Source organism: Halomonas sp. BC2, from assembly GCF_002078115.1.
GTDB lineage: Bacteria > Pseudomonadota > Gammaproteobacteria > Pseudomonadales > Halomonadaceae > Vreelandella > Vreelandella stevensii.
The window spans coordinates 138,174-139,579 of record NZ_LFGT01000005.1 but is presented as its reverse complement, the minus strand read 5'-3'; the positions used below and the strand labels follow the sequence as shown (position 1 = coordinate 139,579).

Annotated in this window: 2 protein-coding genes and 1 pseudogene; 2 read left to right on the top strand and 1 reads right to left on the bottom strand. The window is 47.9% G+C overall.

Annotated features, from left to right (window positions below):
• Positions 1-72: 72 nt before the first annotated feature.
• Positions 73-357 (top strand): annotated as a pseudogene (locus tag B7L71_RS04160) (JAB domain-containing protein); the annotation flags it as partial.
• A 211-nt stretch (positions 358-568) separates the two neighbouring features.
• On the opposite strand, the gene B7L71_RS04155 reads toward B7L71_RS04160, so the two are convergent.
• Positions 569-1,096 (bottom strand): hypothetical protein, encoded by a 528-nt coding sequence (locus tag B7L71_RS04155; RefSeq protein WP_139790038.1) that lies wholly within the window; start codon positions 1,094-1,096, stop codon positions 569-571.
• A 14-nt stretch (positions 1,097-1,110) separates the two neighbouring features.
• Here B7L71_RS04155 and B7L71_RS17425 point away from each other — a divergent pair.
• A partial coding sequence (locus B7L71_RS17425) for a hypothetical protein (protein WP_212636728.1) occupies positions 1,111-1,406 on the top strand: 296 nt, incomplete at its 3' end.

The following is a 1,406-nucleotide window of genomic DNA, read 5'->3' as shown; positions in this document are numbered from 1 at the left end:
GCCAGGCTTCCCATAAGCCAGGCTTCCCCATGATTGAAACTCGTCTGATTCTTTTTACTGACGCTAGATCCCGACACCCAACACCGCGTCATCCGTTTCGAGGAGCTATTCCGAGGCACCATCGATTCGGCCAGTGTCTATCCGCGAGAAGTGGTCAAGAAAGTCCTGGCATACAACGCTGCGGCAGTGATCCTGGTGCATAACCATCCTTCAGGCGACCCCGAACCCAGCAATGCGGACCGACGCATCACTCAACGGCTCAAGGAGGCACTGGAACTTGTCGAGGTGCGAGTCATTGATCACATCGTGGTGGGAAGCGAAGGTTGTGAGTCATTGGCCGAGCGAGGGCGGCTTTAACAAGTCGGGCTCGATTCGAGGCAGGACCTAAAAGCCATGGTGGCTCCGCAGTGAGAGTCACCATGCTTATTAAGCGATCTGTTATTTTTTCTTGCTTTTTATATAATCAGATGTCTAATCTGTACTCATTTAATGGTCGCAGTATGCGCGTCTTTATAGAGCAGGCGAAGCCGCGCGAAAAAGACCATCGCTGCAACATTGATTGTTATAGCTAACTGCCGATCCTCAACTTGGTTTCAGTATTAATGGCATTTGCCATCCCCAGTCTATTCATTAGGTGGTAAAAGCATCCTTTTACCCGCTCATAATGCTCTGAAGTGAAGCTCATCGTGGTAGAAGGCAACCCGCAATTTTCAACATATGTTCGCTGATTTTCATTCCATTCGCCATGTACGTAGGCGTTCCGGATGTATTTACACGCCAAATAGTCATTAAAGCATTTGCGAGCTGGCTTCAATCCGCGAATCTCAAGCGCTTTGTAAAGACGCTCCAAGCGCTCTTCATTTGATCCGCTTTCAAAGTATGATGCTATATCAGACATCATAGGCTCTGGAATGGCCCATCTTTTAATTATCATCTCAATGCTGCCAACCATCATGACTATCCATAAGCGGCAGAATGATGAATACTTGATACTATCAGGGATTTTGCTTTCCACAGGGTGGTCGTTTACCAATTCCTCGATGAGTTCCAAGTATATCTGATCATCAGAATATGCATCAATGAATTCATCTACCATCTGGATTACCTCGCTTGTTATTGCCATTTCCCCCGGATATTCTCGGCTCAAACTTGAAAACATCCACCTCTACCCCTGTCATCGGCAACACATGGCTTTTCTTTAACTTTAATTCCCAATCTTTGGGTATCGAGGAGCTGCCTCTATACAGTAACGTGCAACGCAGCGGTTGCTCTCAACCATGGGGCTATTTGTCGATGGTGAGCGTGGTAGGATATGCCGCATCATCCGTGCCGTTTCAGGAACATCTGCATGCCCCAACCCCTCGCTTACCAGTTCTCTGGCCTCATCCCGCCTTATTCACGAGGGT